The organism is Reyranella sp. CPCC 100927 (genome assembly GCF_007859315.1).
In the GTDB taxonomy this organism is placed as follows: Bacteria; Pseudomonadota; Alphaproteobacteria; order Reyranellales; family Reyranellaceae; genus Vineibacter.
The window spans coordinates 1-1593 of sequence record NZ_VOHA01000059.1; the positions used below are offsets into that span (position 1 = coordinate 1).

1 protein-coding gene is annotated in these 1593 nt (G+C 47.0%); it reads left to right on the top strand.

All coding sequences use genetic code 11. The annotated features are described in order from the left end of the window. On the top strand, positions 1-812 hold an 812-nt coding region (locus FQU96_RS41935), incomplete at its 5' end, for an APH(3')-I family aminoglycoside O-phosphotransferase (protein ID WP_255468909.1). Positions 813-1593: the final 781 nt, after the last annotated feature.

Consider the following 1593-nt stretch of genomic DNA (forward strand, 5'->3'; position numbering starts at 1 on the left):
GCCATATTCAACGGGAAACGTCTTGCTCTAGGCCTCGATTAAATTCCAACATGGATGCTGATTTATATGGGTATAAATGGGCTCGCGATAATGTCGGGCAATCAGGTGCGACAATCTATCGATTGTATGGGAAGCCCGATGCGCCAGAGTTGTTTCTGAAACATGGCAAAGGTAGCGTTGCCAATGATGTTACAGATGAGATGGTCAGACTAAACTGGCTGACGGAATTTATGCCTCTTCCGACCATCAAGCATTTTATCCGTACTCCTGATGATGCATGGTTACTCACCACTGCGATCCCCGGGAAAACAGCATTCCAGGTATTAGAAGAATATCCTGATTCAGGTGAAAATATTGTTGATGCGCTGGCAGTGTTCCTGCGCCGGTTGCATTCGATTCCTGTTTGTAATTGTCCTTTTAACAGCGATCGCGTATTTCGTCTCGCTCAGGCGCAATCACGAATGAATAACGGTTTGGTTGATGCGAGTGATTTTGATGACGAGCGTAATGGCTGGCCTGTTGAACAAGTCTGGAAAGAAATGCATAAACTTTTGCCATTCTCACCGGATTCAGTCGTCACTCATGGTGATTTCTCACTTGATAACCTTATTTTTGACGAGGGGAAATTAATAGGTTGTATTGATGTTGGACGAGTCGGAATCGCAGACCGATACCAGGATCTTGCCATCCTATGGAACTGCCTCGGTGAGTTTTCTCCTTCATTACAGAAACGGCTTTTTCAAAAATATGGTATTGATAATCCTGATATGAATAAATTGCAGTTTCATTTGATGCTCGATGAGTTTTTCTAAGAATTAATTCATGAGCGGATACATATTTGAATGTATTTAGAAAAATAAACAAATAGGGGTTCCGCGCACATTTCCCCGAAAAGTGCCACCTAAATTGTAAGCGTTAATATTTTGTTAAAATTCGCGTTAAATTTTTGTTAAATCAGCTCATTTTTTAACCAATAGGCCGAAATCGGCAAAATCCCTTATAAATCAAAAGAATAGACCGAGATAGGGTTGAGTGTTGTTCCAGTTTGGAACAAGAGTCCACTATTAAAGAACGTGGACTCCAGCGTCAAAGGGCGAAAAACCGTCTATCAGGGCGAGGGCCCACTACGTGAACCATCACCCTAATCAAGTTTTTTGGGGTCGAGGTGCCGTAAAGCACTAAATCGGAACCCTAAAGGGAGCCCCCGATTGAGAGCTTGACGGGGAAAGCCGGCGAACGTGGCGAGAAAGGAAGGGAAGAAAGCGAAAGGAGCGGGCGCTAGGGCGCTGGCAAGTGTAGCGGTCACGCTGCGCGTAACCACCACACCCGCCGCGCTTAATGCGCCGCTACAGGGCGCGTCCCATTCGCCAATCCGGATATAGTTCCTCCTTTCAGCAAAAAACCCCTCAAGACCCGTTTAGAGGCCCCAAGGGGTTATGCTAGTTATTGCTCAGCGGTGGCAGCAGCCAACTCAGCTTCCTTTCGGGCTTTGTTAGCAGCCGGATCTCAGTGGTGGTGGTGGTGGTGCTCGAGTGCGGCCGGAGAAGAAGGCCCAGGCGGTGGCCAGAGAGATGTAGGCCAGCATGCTGACCA